The following is a 15,571-nucleotide window of genomic DNA, read 5'->3' on the forward strand; positions in this document are numbered from 1 at the left end:
GATTACGAGGACATCGTCGCCCATTGCTGCGACGCATGGAATAAGCTGGTCGCTCAGCCGTGGAAGATCATGTCGATTGGAATGCGTGACTGGGCGCACCGGTTTTGATTAGCGCTCGTTGGTATTATACCTTCATCTTGCCGTGCCGCGCGGCATCCAGCCGGGTGGGTCGTCCATCTGCCATATCAGGTGCGGCTTCAGGATCAGAGGTCTGCGCGCCTTTTGCCAGGCGTCAAGGGCTGCTGCATCGTTGGTCGCGAGAAACTCATCCTTGAGCCCAAGAAGGTGATGGAGCAGCCCTCCGAGCCTGGTTCCGAATTTCCATTCAAAGTCATCGAGAGTCGGCTGATGAAACGCCAATTTCAGTCCCAAATCCGATGCCTCGACGAGATAGGTCCCAAGCAGCCGCTCGATGACGAAGGGGCGCATCTTCGCGTTGCTGTCCCTGCCATAGGACGCGCTGCCGCTGTAGGCCTGACCGGCGTCGGTTCCCTGACGGGCCTGATCCTCCAGGTCGCCCAGGATATGTTCGCAGAATTGAAAGTAGCCTGACCAGAATCGCTCGTTTCCACAGATGTAGTTGCAAAAAAAGAAGGCGGCGTTGCTCTGTGGGGCGGCGACCGGCACGCCGCGAGCCGCCAGATGTTGAAAGATTGTCTGCATTCCCGGGTGGCCACCCATCAGGGCCTGTTCCCAGACATTGCTGTAGATCGCGGCAAGGCCGATCATCGGATTGTACGCATAGCAATCGGCGCCGTCCGCCCGCGCACTGTCCGCCTCATGCAGAAGCGAGGAGAAGGTGGACGCGGCTTTCAGCTCAAATTTGCTGGAAACGAGACCCCAGAAGATGTCGATGTCAGGCACGGCCTGACGGTGATGGGCATGCAGGGCCCTGAACAGCTCGTACTCACGGGTCTCCGCCCCCGTATTGAAGGCAATGTTGAACGGCAGGGCCTGCTCGTGGAGCCCGTCTCGATCGCCTTCGGCGATATATGGCTGGTAGATGAAGACAGGGGCAGGTCCGCCGGCCTTCTTTCTTATAAAATCGGCGCTTGGGAACTGCGCCGCATTGTCGAAGATCTGAAAAGTTGTCAAGAATGCTCCCGTGAGGCGCTAAAAGCTCGGCCAATGCAGGAAATGTCGCTGTTCATGCTTGCCCGACACTTGCGGTTGTTGCCGGGTGACGAGCCGGGCGTAGCGGCGGCACAGGCGCGAGAACCTTCGCTATACGGTGTATTGGCGTTAATTTCAAAATACCAACGAGATTTATACACCGGTTTTATACAGCCCGTCATTCGACACCGTAACTATTCTTCCAAACAACGATGGAGGTATAGTATTTCCGTAGAGTTCAGTGATCCGTTTTATTAAGAGAAAACTTCCCAGACGCTCCTGACAAAACGAGATCGCACGTCGTTGCACGGGATCCGCCGCTTGAAACGGCTGATATCGTTTGGCGAACTCAAAGGAGGGCGCCACAAGGCGCACAAAAGTATCCAGCCACCAGTCCGTGGGATACGTGCCAAGTTCGATCCCTCCGGGAACGAAGTGGCTGGAATTGAAAAAATGCAAGGTTTCCTGTTGGGTTAAAATCCCCGCTTCGATCGAGCATGAAGTATATCTAAGAAAATCAATAATATTATGAACTCGTGCGTAGTGGTGCAATACACTTCCAAGATTTAGTGGATCAGGCAAAAGGAAATTCTCAGGATGAGATTCCGGCTTTTCTGGTGTCGTGTTCTCCATATATTGTGGAGTTACGACGTTCATTCCTGGGTAATCCGGGCTCGGCGTTCCAATTTGCGCTTTTGTTACAAATTTTCGGTATTGCCAGATAGTAATCTTGGGGCTCTTCGCCTGATCTTCCGAAACGACTTTTGCGATTACCAGCGTTCCCAGCGATCCTGACAATTTCGCGTGGAGCTCCTCGGGCTGATCAAAATAATCGTAGCCGGCAATCACGTCCATTCCTTTGGATTCCAGAGGAAGCTTAGAATTGAGCCATATGATTTTCGCGCCCGCAGGAACGGGATAGTTGGGCAAATCCTGATGGCAAACAATGAAAACGGTCATATTTTTTTTAAATCTCTCATGAATGGGATTTGTGCTGGCCGTCGATCACGCAGCGCCGTTTTTCTGCGAAGGTCATATTATTCTCAGCTCCGGGATGGCGACAACGAAGCGACCGCCCCAGTCGCGAATATCACCGTTGGCTTCAACGATCTCATCGGTGAGGTTCCAGGGGAGAATCACGACGTAGTCGGGCTTTGCGACACTCAGATGGGTCGGCGGATAGATGGGAAGGTGACTGCCAGGCGACAGAGTACCTTGCTTGAGATCGTTGCGATCAACGACAAAATCAATATCTGTCGGCCCGATACGGCAAACATTCAGGAACGTATTTCCCTTCGCCGCCGCACCGTAGGCTGCAATCGTCTTGCCCTCCGCCTTGGCCTTTCGCAGAAAATCCTTGAACGCTTCACACACTGCGCCGATCTTTGTTCCAAACCGTTCATAGGTCTCCATCTGGTTCAGACCGAAATCGCCTTCCTGTTGGCGAAGCAACTCCAGTCTTTTTGTCGCCGGTCGCGTGCAAGCGGCGGTTTGAGCAAAGACCCGCAGTGATCCGCCATGCGTGTGCAGCTCTTCGACATCGAAGATTTTCAGGCCGCACGCCTGGAATATGCGCTCCACCGACAGGAGTGAAAGATAGGAATAGTGTTCGTGATAGATCGTATCGAATTGAATTCCGTTCATAAGTTGCAAGAGATGAGGGAATTCAAAGGTTGCCACTCCGTCGTCTTTCAACAGCACGGCAAATCCGCTGACAAAATCGGCAATGTCGGGCACGTGCGCCAACACGTTGTTGGCAACGATCAAATCCGCTTGCATCCCGCGTTTCAAAAGCTCGGATGCGGTCTTCTTTCCGAAGAATGCAACGCAGGTCGGTACGCCTCGCCCTTCAGCAATCTTTGCAGCATTGGCCGCCGGCTCAACGCCGAGCGAAGGAATGTTCCTCGCAACGAAATATTGCAGGAGATAGCCATCGTTTGAGGCAATTTCGACGACCTGAGACGCCGCGCCGAGTTGGAACCGATCGACCATGGCGGTGGCGTAGCGGCGAGCGTGCTCAAGCCAACTGGTCGAAAAGGAGGAGAGATAGGCATATTCAGCGTTGAAGACATCGCCGGGGGAGACATTTTCAGTGGTCTGAACAAGGAGACATTCCGAGCAGACCATGACCTTAAGCGGAAATGACAGCTCCTGCGCAATTGCTTCCTGGGTTGGTTTGAGAAACGAGTTCGACCACGGCGTTGATCCAAGGTCGGCGACAACGGTTCGCAGGGGCGTTGAGCAAAATCGGCATTGATGGGACATGTCGGCTTAGAAACCTTTCGTGAATTCTTCGATCTGCAAAAGGGATAGGTCGCGCGCCGCGGCGCCTTTGCGCCAGCCGTCGTACCATTGCGCCGTCCACTCCATTGTCTGCAATTGGCTCAGTCGCGCGTGCCATCCCAAGGTCCGGGCCGCACGGTCAGGGTCAAGACCGAGCGTTTGCATTTCGCGCGGCTGATCGCATGACGAAACGTCACGCCAGGGCACGGTTAACCCCATGGCCATGTTGACTGCGGATGCGACCACACCGACGGGCATTTGCGGTTCGCTTAATGATGGGCCAAAGTTCAAACTGTCTTCGTCCACATGTCCAAGGAAGAGTGCTTCAGAAAACAGCAGATAACCGTTCAGGCAATCCAGCACATGCTGCCAGGGCCGGGTGGCGTAGGGATTGCGAATGTCGAGCGGCTTTCCCGCCATTGCGGCTCGAACGATGTCGGGTACAATCCGGTCCTGGGAAAAGTCTCCGCCGCCGAGTACATTGCCACCACGAGCCGTGGCGATCCGGGCAACACCCGCGCGAAAGAATGCATCCCGATAGGTCGAAACTACAAGTTCCGCTGCGGCTTTTGAGCCAGAATAGGGGTCATGCCCTCCGAGACGGTCCGTTTCGACAAAATGGCGGCCGGTTTCATCATTGCCATAAACCTTGTCAGTCGTGACAACCAACAGAGCCCTTAGCGCCTTTAGGCTACGCGCCGCTTCGAGGAGATTGACGGTCCCCATGACATTGACCTCGAATGTCTCTGTCGGTGCTGCGTAGCTTTTACGCACCAGAGGCTGTGCTGCCATGTGCAATATGATTTCTGGATCGCAATCTTCAAGCGCCGACCGCAGGGTCGCTTGATCGCGAATGTCGGCGATTGTTTCGGTCTCTAGGCCGCTCGCCGCGCCGACAAGGTCGTGCAGGGAGGGGGCAGCGTCCGGTCGCAATGCATAGCCGGTCACGCGCGCGCCCATCCGCGTCAGCCAAAGTCGCGCCCAGCTTCCTTTAAAGCCGGTATGCCCGGTCAGGAATACTCGCTTTCCTGTCCAAAAGCCCGGGTCTGGGAGGCGGCTCATGACCAGACCTTCCACGGGGCACGCCCTTGCTGCCAGAGTTCTTCAAGCTGGTTCTTGTCGCGCAGGGTATCCATGGGGCGCCAGAAGCCATCGTGCGGAAAAGCCATCAGTTGCTCGTCACGTACCAATTGCTCGAGAGGCGTTCCTTCGAAGGACGTGTGGTCGCCCTCGATCCGGTCAAGCACGGAACGGTTGAGCACAAAGAAACCACCGTTGATGCGGCCGTTGTCGCCGGCCGGCTTTTCGGTGAAGTTTTTTACCTGACCCCCTTCGGTTGCCAGCGCCCCGTAACGCCCCGGCGGGACCACGCTTGTGACCGTCGCCTCCCGACCGTGACTGTTGTGGAACTCAGTCAATGCGCGGATGTCTATATCCGCGACACCGTCGCCATAGGTAAGGCAAAAAGTCTCGCCGAGATAGTCCGATACCCGCTTCAGTCGTCCGCCTGTCAGCGAATCGATCCCGGTTTCGACGAGCGTAACGCGCCAGGGTTCAGCCTTGCTCGAATGATATGTCGACGCGCCTGTTGTCATGTCGAAGGTAACGTCGGACGAATGCAGAATGTAGTTCGAAAAATACTCTTTGATCATATAGCCCCGATAGCCAAGGCAGATGACGAAGTCCGAAAAGCCAAAGTGGCTGTAGATCTTCATAATGTGCCATAGAATGGGCTTGCCGCCTATTTCGATCATTGGTTTTGGACGAAGATGGCTCTCCTCAGAGATCCGCGTGCCATACCCACCTGCGAGGATAACGATTTTCATTTACAAGACCTTGTTGCCATCGGACCCACGTTCGGAATTCCACATCAGGAACGTCGTTTGAGGAAACCATCAGGTGCTACGGTGATCATCAATTTCTTTTCTATGGTCTTGTCGATTTCGAATTCCGGATGAGATTGAAGGTATTTTCGGACCGCAGTTTTCGGATTGTTCCCAAGCCCCCAAGGCCGTTCCGGGTTGGACACCGACGGTATGTCCTCAATAACCGTATCAAAAACGACGCAATAGCTGCCCTTTGTTACAATCTGCGCGTAGGCTTCCAGCTCCGCCAGTACATGATCATGGGTATGGTTGCTGTCGAGACAAACCAGGATACGCTCGAACGGCTTTGCGAAATCATGAACTTGCTGCACGATGGCCTGATCAATACTTGAGCCTTGAATCATCTCAATGTACGACGCCATCGGATGCGCCTCTATCGCGGCCCGATTATGCGCCCGGATATCGATATCCACGCCAAGCACTTTTCTCCGGGCCCGTGCCGGATCAAATGCCTTGCCAGCCGCAATCGCATCGGTCACGTCGAGTAGCGCGAGCATGGAGGCACTCAAGATCAGCGAGCCGCCATGGGCAATGCCCGTTTCGATGATCAAGTCGGGGCGCGTAGCCCAGACCAGTTCCTGCATGGCTACAATATCCTGCGGATATTGAATGATGGGGCGTCCCATCCAAGAATAGTTGTAGGAATACTTCGCCTCGACGGATTTCAGCAGGAAATCCATCGCGCTATCGGAAAGCTCCTTATTTATGGCATTCTCAGAGATCCGCGCGGCAACCTCTGCTTCGAATTCATTCATACTGCACCTCTATGCACCTATCGGCGTTGCAAGATATTTTCGTTGGAGTTCTACGGGTATGGACAGCGTCGTCTGACGGTTGTTCTTCGATGCTGCGCAGATTTCATCGCCGCGTTGACGTCATGTGATGACGCTGCGAACCACCTCGACGACCCGATCAATTTCATCGCAAGTCATGTCGTGATAACTTGGCAGGTTGATCGCCCTATCGGGTAATCCATACGCCACAATATTACTCGCTACGGACTCAAATGACGGTAGCGAACTTAGAGGCCAGAAAAATACTCTCGCATCGATATTTTCGGCGGCGAAGGCGGCTTGAAGCATGCTGCGCCTTACTCCCGATTCAGCTGCGAAGACGACTGTCGGCATCCAATACCCATTCACCGTCCCCGCTGGTTCAGGGTTCATCATGACTGCGCTCAAGCCGCTCAATTTTCTTTTGTAACGCTCAAAAATCTCTCGCTTTCGATTGACAAGTTCACCGACGCGCTCGATTTGAGCCAGCCCGATCGAGGCTTGAACATTGGACATCTTGTATTTAAAGCCAATGTCATCGGGCCAGAATTGCTTTTCTTGACCACGTACGCGCCCATGATTCGACAGGGTGAGCGTTCTTTCGTACAGGCTTTGGTCGTTTGTTACGAACATACCGCCTTCGCCGGTGGTAACGGTTTTGGTGCCATGAAATGAGAATGTGCCGAAAGCACCGATCGCCCCAGCCTTCCTCCCGTGCCATTCCGACCCCAGGGCCTCCGCCGCGTCCTCTACGATGGGGAGCTGATACTGGGCGCCCAGAGCTTGGAGAGCCGTCATGTCGCAAAGATTGCCGTAGAGGTGCACGGCGATAATTGCTTTGGTCCGGGGCGTGATCGCGGCCTCGACTTTCGCCGGATCGATACACCAACTATCGCTCAGAACATCCACGAAGACCGGCTTTGCGCCGAGATGAACAATGGGAGCGGCTGACGCGATCCAGTTTGTGTCAGCGAGAATTACCTCGTCGCCAGGCCCGATACCCAAAGCAGCTAGCCCCATATGCAACGCTCCGGTGCAACTCGACGTCGCAATTGCATACTCCACCCCGAGATGCGACGCGAAGGCGGCCTCGAACCGGTTCAGATAATCGTAGCAATTCTCGCCCCAACCGTTCGTCACCGCGTCGGTCGCATAGGCTATTTCGCGCTCGGTGATCGATGGTTTGGTGTAGAGGATGCGAGATGGAGTGCCCGATGCCGTGGTGTTGACGGTGTTGTCTACCGATTCTGCGACAGCAATTGTCTTTGAAAACTGCACTGTTATTTCGCCCTTGGCCTGCGCGTCCGATCGGAAAGCTGACGCGCGATTGCGGTGAATTACGAAGACATGTGGCCTTCGATACCGACTATGGCGGACGATCCTTGCGCGTAGCAGGTGCGCAACTGACCCGGTCGTTGAAAACACAAGTCGGCGAGATGCCTGTCGATCAGCCTTTCGTCGTCACTGTCGCCGGGAGCTCCCGCATATGCCGGCTTTGCCGGTCCCGGGCCGTACGGTACCACGATGCTAGCAACGATCAATCCAAGGATGCGTTCGACGGAAGCCCTTCTTTGTCAGCTCCATTTTCAGATAGCCTTCGATTTCGGTCGCGTTCGCGTCGTCCGCCTTAATGTATTCGATCAAGTTGTCGCGCTCGGTTCGGCGAAGTTGAAAATGCTCCGATACTTCAAAGCCCAGGCGCTTGTAGAGCCTTAAAGCTCGATCATTGGTCTCGAAGACATGGAGCTGGGTCCGATCAACCCCAAGCGCTTGGAAAGCCCAATGAATGAGTGCAACGCTGGCATAGAACATGATATTTTTGGACGTGGCATGTTGACGCCGCAGTACGTTGTCCACTTCGACTGTATCGGAGGAGATATTGGCCAGACCGAAATTTCCAATGGGCTCGCCCTCGATGTCAAGGATCACAAACAAGATCCTATCCTTTGCGGGCAATACGACGTTCTTGAGCCACTGTTTGGTGCGATCGGGTGTCGCTGTGAATTGCGTCAGGAAGAACCTCATGGACTGATTCCGCCATTCGGTCATGGCGGAAACGAGATCAGCGCGATCAACCAAACCTCGGTCGAGGCAACAAAGAGATCCGAGCGGCAGCCCGGTTTCATCCCGTATAGGCACCTGCAAACGCGTGCTCGTCTCGATATTTCCCTTGGCGGCGAGCAAGTCGATCATTTGCATATGGACAATGGTGCCTTCTGTGGAGATTCGGGGCAGTATCGACGCACGAATCTGTTTGGTTATCAACGTTCCTGAGCGAACGCCATGCCCACTGATTTAGCATAGGGCCATTCAAAACGGTATTGAGGAAACATGTCTCGCTTCAATCGCATTGCCACTCCCATCGAGGATCTGCTCCTTATCGAACGTCAACAGATCGGCGACGAGCGCGGTTTTTTTTCACGGCTTTTCTGTCGCGAGGAGTTGACGGATTTCGGCGCAACTGGAGCGATCGCGCAGATCAATCACACGATGACAAAGGCCGAAGGCACCGTCCGTGGGCTTCATTTTCAACGCCCGCCATTTGATGAAGCGAAATTCGTATCCTGCGTGGCCGGTGCCGTATTTGACATTGCGGTTGATATGCGGCCGAACTCACCGACCTACTTGCGGTGGCATGGCGAGGTTCTGAGTATGGAAAATGCACGCTCGATGATGATTCCCGGCGGGTTTGCGCATGGGTTTCAAACGCTGACGGATAATTGCGAACTGATCTATCTTCACGACAAACCGCATACTCCGATGGCCGAGGGAGGGCTCAACCCGCTAGATCCGCTGTTGGGGATCGTCTGGCCGCTTGCTGTCACACAGATGTCGTCACGAGATGCTGGATTTGCCTATCTCACCCATGATGGGTCATGACGGTCTCAATAGGATCAGTTCTTGCAAAGCGGATGCGGAGCCTTGGCTCGCTTCATCGAACAGTCTCGGCCGGCTGGTGAGTGGCTTGCCCTGTGGCGGTGACTGCAACTGTGTGCGACGGGCTGGCCTGGGGGCGGCTAAGCGACACATGCGGGTGCCGTATATTGGCGCCGCCCGTGAAGAATTCGTAATATGTTGAATGAGGGTTCTATCTTGATTTCTGAAGTCTTGCGTCTTGGAAGGTTCGGCGGTGAAGAGATGCGCAAATTGCGCTGATGGAGGACAGGTGCCCCCCTGTTTCGTGACAGGGTTTCCACGGCGTACTACTATGCGCTCGAAGGGCGGCTACACACCAAACAGAACGATCTTTTGCGAAGGCTCGACCAGATGGCTGATGCGACATCGAATCCATCGGCAATGGCAAGGTCCACAAGAATACGAATTCGGCGTCGAGGTCAACGTCGTGTACAACGGGGCGACAGAACGCCCTCCAGGCCACCGGGAGGCGGCAACGTTCCCCGGGGTTTTATCCGGTCTTGAGTTCGCTTCAGCGCTTTTCCTCGGATTGCCAACAATGCAGGGCATCTCAACTGCGATCGACTGCAGAGCTTCCCGCCGCCGAAATTCTCGTCGGTCCAGCGGGAAGTATCCGCAGTCAAGTGACATTATCTCGCGCTTTCCCGGATCTTGTAGGCGACTTCAGTCCGGTTGGTCGCGTTGAGCTTCTTCATGATGTTGCGGATGTGGACTTTGACTGTGCTTTCGCACAGGTCCATTTCATAGGCGATGATCTTGTTCGCCTTGCCGCGTCGCAGAGCCTCGGCCACAACCACCTCGCGGGGCGTAAAGAGACTATCGGTTGGATGTGTGCCATTGCTGACCGAGGCGATGACCTCCTTGGCGGCAAGGATGCTGCTTGCAGGCACGAAGACCCCGCCGGCACGTGCCAGAGCGATGGCTTCAGCCGCGACATTGATACGAACGCTGGTCGGGATGTAACCCTTGGCACCGCACTCCAGAGCCTTCAGGATCTGTGCCAGCTCGTCGCTTTCGGCGCCGACGATCAGCGGGACAGCCTTGAACCTTTCCGTCAGGCCCGAGATCCTCTCGCTGATTTCGGTGTCGGTGACTTTCTTGCCACCAATCATGAAGAGAATGGCGCCCGGCTCGTGCATCATCCGAAGCCTCTGCCATTCCTCGAAAGAACCCACCGTCACGATGGCCATCGATGAATCGTAGTCTGTCAGGCCTCGCGACAGGCACTCACGGTCCAGAGCCCGCGGATCGATCAGCAAGACATAGTCTGCCTCATCGTCGTCCGTGCTTTGGAGCCTCGATGCGGCAAGCGCTCGAATCGGCTCCTGTGCTCTCACAGAAATTAGGTGAGTGGCGGTTTCTGTTCCGAATTTTTCACTTGAAAGCGACTGTCTGTCCATTAGCCCTACTCCTACTGTTACGCTACTTGAGCGGCTTTGCTTGGGAACAAGTGAAAGTGCATTCGGACCTTACCTGCGAGACTTGGTTACGCGACCAGGCGAGTAACGGTTCTGCTTTTTTGCCAAGGTTAAAATTCACTTCGACTAGACCTGATTTAGAATATGTTCGCATTCCAAACGGGCGGCATTAACACAGGTTAATATACAATAAATAAATATCGTCAAATAACTGAAATATAGAGAGCTATATAAAATTCGGGTCATGTATTTCTTGTCGCTAAAATATAAATTGGGCAATAAACAATAAAATTGTATCGATAATACAGGCCTACAGTGACTGTGGCATGAAATAACTCGGATCAAAATCGACGATATTCATCAGCCTACGGCGATCGAAAAACTCAACGATCCCATTTCGAAACGAAAGCAGGCCATTGAGGCGCATGTCTTTCAGGACGCGATTGATGTGTACGGTGGAAAGGCCGACCGCATCCCCCATGTCGGACTGCGTCAAGGGGCATTCGAAGCCGTCGAAATCAGGTCGGGACTTCGGCGCTCCGACGCGGGTCGCCAGCTCCAGCAGAAGGTGCCCGGTGCGCTCCAACGCATCGCGGCGACCGATGTTGGCCAGCCGCTCGCCCATCCGGGCCTGACGCCTCATCATCTCTTTCAGGACTATGCCATAGAGCTTCGGTGAAGACTTGCCGACGTCGTTGAACGTGAAATCCGGCAGCTCATAGACGGTGACATCCGAAAGTGCCTGGACGGCCTCCTGCGCCAATTCCGTCGATGTCCGGAAAAGCATGTCGCCTCTTAAAGCGAAGTCGACAACAACACGTGTGCCGTTTGGCAGCATCTTACTGCAGACTGCCCAGCCGCCGACAAGAAAAAGCATGCGCGCTGTGTCGCTTTCTGCTTCAAAGATCGCATCCCCCGCAGAGTAGTGGCGATAAATGCCACCTGTCATCTCCGTTTTATAGTGCTTTTGCTCGATATGCGTCGGTCGTTTGTGCGCGGACAAAATCAAACTCACCATCCGTTCCCCCAATAGCAAGTGACCTAAGGAGAGGCCGCTCGTGTGTTGCCACAGCTATGTCACGTTACGTAGGGGAAGTGTATAACACGCAACTTTCGGCTTGGCTCTTAATCTATGTTGCGTATGTGGATAAACGTCAAAACTATTTTACAATTCTTTTGGCTAAGACGAGAAGTCTTAAACGCGAGATATGGTTATATCCATTTCCTCGATGACAATACGCCATGATTAACTACATCTGAGGATGTCGTAATACCTTTTCGGTATATTTTGGGACTTGTTGTGAAATTATTCCTAACAGTGCATTCAAGCGCCTGTCGCAAGTGAGAAAGGCCAGATTGTGCGAATTCTAGCACCGCGGCGTGACGTTGGGCGTCAATTCCCTCTCGTTCCGCGGCGTTCAGCTGTAGCCAGACGTTGCGAACGCAGGCATCCGTGCCGTTGACGAAATACTCTTCCCGCCCGACGGACTGGAAAAAGCCCTGCACCTTCTTGTCCCAACCAAGTCCAACATGCGGAATGGCGAGCGAATACGCCGCAATGCAGGCGTGAAGACGGTGGGCGAGGATGACGCTGGTCGAGGTCAGAATATCTATCAGTTCTTCCGGCGTGCGTGGGCGTTCTGCAAGCTCGACGCGTCCGGACGCCAGGTGTTTGGCCATGGCCGCGTCGTCGAGTATCTGGTTCGCGAATGCCTGGTCTTCCGCGGCGCCGTTGCAAAAGACACAAACGCGGTGTCCATCGGCTAGAAGCAGCTTGATAAGCTCGCGGTAGTCGTCGACGCTCCGGAACGGGATCGCGGAAACGGACTGGCTGGCATGACGTTCCAGTATGATCGGCTCGGTCACGCAAATTCCGGCAACACGCTTGAACTTCGGCTCGAAGAGATCCGCCTGCGGACCTGTCATGTGTCTGACAAGCAAGCCCGGATCCGGGAAGATTTCCGCCGCGGGACCGTCCGGGAAATGGTGCGACCAGTTATCGCTTGCAAAATTGTCGCGAACCGAGAGATGGACGATCTGGGTCTTGTGCAGGCGTTCGAACAGCGACTTTGCCCGGGGTGACCAGTGTCCGCTGACACCGACTGCGTAGATCGCCAAGGGACGTTTCGCCTGCCGGACGCAATCGAGCAATGTCCCAACCTTCAGCGGGAAATTGAGATCGTCGTCCTGGAAAAGGTTTCCGCCGCCGATGACCACGGCATCGGCCGCGGCGATCTTTTTCTCCCATTCCTGGCGCAGCTTGCGGAGCGATCGGCCGAGAACATATTCCACCGCCATCCGCCTTGCGAATGGCGGCAACCGGTGGAGAATTCTGATGGCAGGCTGCCGTCGGTTTCGGCTCGTGCCGAAGCCCTCCCTGCCGGCAAGATCGATCGTCTCAATCTGGACGTTGTCGACGCCGCCGTGACCGAGATATTTCTCGATGCACAGCGCAAGCAGTCCATCACCGAGATTTTCACTGTACTTCACATTGAAAACGAGAATTTTCACCGCCAGCCTCCCAGCATAGCAAGCTGTTGCGAATATCGCCGCCGCTCCGTCGAAACGGCTTCCGCTTGTACGGGCAAAGGCGACGTCAGGGCGGCGATCGTGCCGGCTAGAATGTAGAACATCAGCCCCAGATCATAGACGGTGCCCGATGTGAACGCCGTGGCCAACGCGGCCAGGAACCCGACTTTCGAAGCGCGTGCGACGGCCGATGCTTCGGTCGACACCCACAGTCTGGTTTTCGTGTTGGCCACGAGAGTGACAGCCACGAAGACCGCGAATATCAAGGCGCCCTCAACGCCGAGATTAGAAAGAAGAACCAACGCGAAACTCGATGCGCGGGCGCTGCCGAGACCCGCTCCGAGACCTGATGTATCGAGGAACGTTTGGTATGCCATCGCATTCCACATGAAGCGCTCGCGCCCGGAATCGCTGTCTGCCTTGGACAGAACCATCTCATCAAAGAATTCGGTGAGATTGGTAGCGATCTCGGGCATGAAGATCGGAATGAAGAGCACAATCATCGGGATCGCCACGATCAGCGCGACGATGAATACAGGCCGACCCCCTCCAGGCTCCTGACGCGATTTTGCCAGCGATCGGATGACGAGCAGAGGAAGAATGGCGGCCAGACCCAGCAGCGCCGTGGCAGAGGTAGAAAAGATCAGCGCCAGAAGTGAGAGACTTGCGACTATTCCGGTCAGGCGAGACCGAATGCGGTCCAGCCAAAGGCTTGCCGTGATCCCAAACAGGATCAGCGTAAAGTCGGCGAATGCAGACGCCTCCGGAAACGTCCCGGATATGCGTTTCAACCCGCCCTTTTCCGCATCCGTCAACAGGGCGTAGTTCGCGGTATGCAGGAAATCCAGAAGATATTCGGTGTGGGAAAAATATGTGATGATATCGAGCGCGGCGAATGTGAGATTGCTGATGCTGACGATCAAGATGGCGGAAATGAAGGCTTCCGGCGCAGCGGTTCGTCGCAAGAAAGCGAATGTGAACGCAAAGCAGACGAGACCGCCAATGGCATAGACCGTTTGCGTGATGTTGTTCGACGAAAAATGAAGAGGCTGAAGGAAGATCAGGCTGCGTGTGCCGATGGATCGCTCAACGATCATCGTCTGCGTCACGCCTTCAAAAAGGCGTGGAAAGAAGATTGCGCTCACGAGACCGAATATGGTGAGGACCAGCAGAACAAAGCCTGGGCGGGGAAAGGCGAGCCCAGCGAAAATCTGCTGCTCGCCAAAGGCAAGGAACACCCTTAAGGCAAAGAATAGCAAGAACAGGCTCGGCACCAGCACCGACGCGCCGCCGAGACCCGGCAGGTTGAACGCCGCCGCCGAACCGAACACGGTTGAAACGATTAGAATAGAAAACGCCCAGCCGACCGGCGCGGCCAAACTCGCCACCCCGACGATAACGGTGAGGAAACCCAGAAATTGGAAGTTCATGCGGAATTCCGCCCGGTTTTGACTGATTTCAGGCTAACACGCGCTGGTGGTGTTGTATTTACGCCTCCCTTTAAGCCCTTTGCGGTACCGCATGAGCCAAAATGGGTTCTTACCGTTAAGTCGACCAGCAGGTAGCGTCGCGCCATGATGAGCACGCTAACGAATGAATCCACCGACTTGTCCCTGTCTCGCCGTCGCCTGCTTGGCGCCGTTGTGGCGGCTGCATGTCTCATGCTGGCGCCAGCGACCTATGCCGACGGCTACGTTTCAGGCGATACGGGCGACAATCTCAATGTCGCCCAGATGAAGCTGACCTTTGAAGATCAGTTCAACGATATCGACGTTTCAGCATGGGGACCCAATACCCGCTGGATTGCCCACACGCCATGGTCGGGCGATTTCGGCGGCGCCCAGTTCACAGACCCCACCGACGGTTTCCCGTTTACTGTCAAGGACGGGATCCTGCGAATTGAAGCTTCGAAATCTGCAGATGGGAAATGGCGTTCGGGATTGCTCGCTTCGGTCGATCCGGCTGGCAACGGCTTCTCCCAGCAATATGGCTATTTCGAAATGCGGGCGAGCCTGCCATCCGGGCCTGGCCTGTGGCCGGCATTCTGGCTGATTGGCAAGGACCGCTCCAAGTCGACCGCTGAGATCGATGCGATGGAATATTACGGCGACAAGCCCAGCGGCTATTCGTCGACGGTCCACGTCTGGCACAAGGACGGCAAACACTATTCGGATTATTCCCGCGTCAACGTATTCGAAACCGCCGACCCGACCGAATATCACACATACGGCGTGAAGGTGGATTCCGACTATGTCAGGATGTATTTCGACGGAAAACTTGCCTGGAAGACCAAGACACAGCCGGAGTATCGGCAGCCCTTGTATATATTGCTGAATTTGGGCCTGGTGGACGGAGTGACCAAGATGGTCGCGCCTGATCCCTCGTTCATGTCGGTCGATTACGTTCGCGCTTACGGCTTGAATCCAGTGGAATAACGCCCTTCGCGTTCCCCGCCCGATACCCGATTTGCGCCGGTCGATCATCGTCACCGCGAAACAGCATTTTATGGGAAGGGCAAGGCATTTGCGGCGATCCACACCTCGGCATCTAATACTTTTGGACAGGGCCGGGGTGAAGGAAGGAGGATCGGAAGCGAAATGCCTACACCCCTTAACCCTTAAGACCTCCACCGATCCGCTGCGGTTATCACAAT

The 15,571-nt window shown here is 55.0% G+C and carries 14 protein-coding genes; 2 read left to right on the forward strand and 12 right to left on the reverse strand.

The window, feature by feature from the left end; translation table 11 throughout:
* Positions 1-132: 132 nt before the first annotated feature.
* The 8 genes from CPY51_RS31690 to CPY51_RS31725 form a co-directional block, all read right to left on the reverse strand.
* Complete coding sequence (locus CPY51_RS31690; RefSeq protein WP_111164334.1) at positions 133-1,095, reverse strand: hypothetical protein; 963 nt, start codon at positions 1,093-1,095, stop codon at positions 133-135.
* A gap of 171 nt (positions 1,096-1,266) precedes the next feature.
* Positions 1,267-2,073: a hypothetical protein gene (locus CPY51_RS31695; protein WP_111164335.1), complete on the reverse strand. Its 807-nt coding sequence runs from the start codon at positions 2,071-2,073 to the stop codon at positions 1,267-1,269.
* 72 nt (positions 2,074-2,145) lie between these two features.
* A complete protein-coding gene (locus CPY51_RS31700; protein ID WP_111164336.1) occupies positions 2,146-3,378 on the reverse strand; it encodes a class I SAM-dependent methyltransferase in 1,233 nt (410 codons plus the stop codon).
* A 6-nt stretch (positions 3,379-3,384) separates the two neighbouring features.
* Positions 3,385-4,458: a CDP-glucose 4,6-dehydratase gene (gene rfbG / locus CPY51_RS31705; RefSeq protein WP_111164337.1), complete on the reverse strand. Its 1,074-nt coding sequence runs from the start codon at positions 4,456-4,458 to the stop codon at positions 3,385-3,387.
* A complete protein-coding gene (rfbF, locus tag CPY51_RS31710) occupies positions 4,455-5,222 on the reverse strand; it encodes a glucose-1-phosphate cytidylyltransferase (protein ID WP_111164338.1) in 768 nt (255 codons plus the stop codon). The genes rfbG and rfbF overlap by 4 nt, the downstream gene beginning before the upstream one ends.
* A 44-nt stretch (positions 5,223-5,266) precedes the next feature.
* The gene (locus CPY51_RS31715; RefSeq protein WP_111164339.1) at positions 5,267-6,037 is read right to left on the reverse strand and encodes a cephalosporin hydroxylase family protein; all 771 of its coding nucleotides are present in this window, start codon (positions 6,035-6,037) and stop codon (positions 5,267-5,269) included.
* Between the two features lie 120 nt (positions 6,038-6,157).
* Complete coding sequence (locus CPY51_RS31720; protein ID WP_111164366.1) at positions 6,158-7,315, reverse strand: DegT/DnrJ/EryC1/StrS family aminotransferase; 1,158 nt, start codon at positions 7,313-7,315, stop codon at positions 6,158-6,160.
* Positions 7,316-7,582: 267 nt separating this feature from the next.
* The gene (locus CPY51_RS31725) at positions 7,583-8,254 is read right to left on the reverse strand and encodes a GNAT family N-acetyltransferase (protein ID WP_111164340.1); all 672 of its coding nucleotides are present in this window, start codon (positions 8,252-8,254) and stop codon (positions 7,583-7,585) included.
* Positions 8,255-8,386: 132 nt separating this feature from the next.
* Between CPY51_RS31725 and CPY51_RS31730 the strand changes: the two genes are divergently transcribed.
* Positions 8,387-8,935, forward strand: a complete 549-nt coding sequence (locus CPY51_RS31730; protein ID WP_111164341.1) for a dTDP-4-dehydrorhamnose 3,5-epimerase family protein — start codon at positions 8,387-8,389, stop codon at positions 8,933-8,935.
* A gap of 665 nt (positions 8,936-9,600) precedes the next feature.
* Here CPY51_RS31730 and CPY51_RS31735 read toward each other — a convergent pair.
* The 4 genes from CPY51_RS31735 to CPY51_RS31750 all read right to left on the reverse strand — a co-directional run bounded on the left by CPY51_RS31735 (position 9,601) and on the right by CPY51_RS31750 (position 14,348).
* Positions 9,601-10,371, reverse strand: a complete 771-nt coding sequence (locus CPY51_RS31735; RefSeq protein WP_111164342.1) for a response regulator transcription factor — start codon at positions 10,369-10,371, stop codon at positions 9,601-9,603.
* 328 nt (positions 10,372-10,699) lie between these two features.
* Entirely contained in the window at positions 10,700-11,338 is a 639-nt protein-coding gene (locus tag CPY51_RS31740) for a Crp/Fnr family transcriptional regulator (protein WP_244598852.1), read from the reverse strand.
* Positions 11,339-11,601: 263 nt separating this feature from the next.
* Entirely contained in the window at positions 11,602-12,900 is a 1,299-nt protein-coding gene (locus tag CPY51_RS31745; RefSeq protein WP_195909673.1) for a polysaccharide pyruvyl transferase family protein, read from the reverse strand.
* Positions 12,897-14,348 carry an O-antigen ligase family protein gene (locus CPY51_RS31750; RefSeq protein WP_111164345.1) on the reverse strand — a complete coding sequence of 484 codons (1,452 nt, stop codon included), beginning with the start codon at positions 14,346-14,348 and terminating at the stop codon, positions 12,897-12,899. The genes CPY51_RS31745 and CPY51_RS31750 overlap by 4 nt, the downstream gene beginning before the upstream one ends.
* A gap of 147 nt (positions 14,349-14,495) precedes the next feature.
* Between CPY51_RS31750 and CPY51_RS31755 the strand changes: the two genes are divergently transcribed.
* On the forward strand, positions 14,496-15,353 hold the full coding sequence (locus CPY51_RS31755) for a glycoside hydrolase family 16 protein (RefSeq protein WP_111164367.1): 858 nt from the start codon (positions 14,496-14,498) through the stop codon (positions 15,351-15,353).
* The last annotated feature ends 218 nt before the right edge of the window (positions 15,354-15,571 follow it).

Source organism: Arminella tubonensis (assembly GCF_003240585.1).
Taxonomy (GTDB): domain Bacteria; phylum Pseudomonadota; class Alphaproteobacteria; order Rhizobiales; family Rhizobiaceae; genus Rhizobium; species Rhizobium tubonense.